This window comes from Candidatus Symbiopectobacterium sp. NZEC135, assembly GCF_025962695.1.
Genome location: NZ_JAGFPF010001408.1, coordinates 1 through 556 on the forward strand (window position 1 = coordinate 1; position 556 = coordinate 556).

Below are 556 nucleotides of genomic sequence, written 5' to 3' on the forward strand. Positions count from 1 at the left end.
TTTCCAGACAACCTCTGGGCACAACCCACAAACAGTGACTATCAGCGGGCTTTACGTGACTATTTTGCCGCAGAGCCTCCGCACTGCCTCGGCGTAAAGCAATGGCCGGTATATAGCCACGCCCAGGATGCCCCCTGGATTACCGGACGCATGCAGGCACTGGTAGATGCGGGATTAGCATTGGAGACACGTCAGGGAGAGAACATTGTTTATCAGTTAACGCCGGAGGCCGAGCACGCGTGGCGCACCGCAGGCGATCTCTGCTTTGGGCGCATGGAACTTGACAGCGTCATCGCTATTGAGCCGGTCGCACAGGGGATGAGTGCGGTCTATTTCACCTACCGCTTAACCCAACTGGCACCTTGGGCCAGCAATGCCTCGCTGCGTTTTGCATTTAGCGAAGCGGATAACCTGATCGCAGGCAGCACCAAAACGCGCTATTCCGCCACGTTTCGCATCACCAAGCAGGGAAAGTTGATGCTTCACAGCCCCCCGATTCCGGTAGAGCTGGATTTCTAGCGTTTCAGGTACCGGAAAGGATACGTGTTTCCAGCCC

General features: G+C 56.3%; 1 protein-coding gene. It reads left to right on the forward strand.

Annotated elements, in window-relative coordinates; genetic code table 11:
* The coding region (locus tag J5224_RS34535) for a carbapenem biosynthesis protein CpmH (protein WP_264629332.1) at nucleotides 1-519 on the forward strand (519 nt) is incomplete at its 5' end.
* Between the last annotated feature and the right edge of the window lie 37 nt (nucleotides 520-556).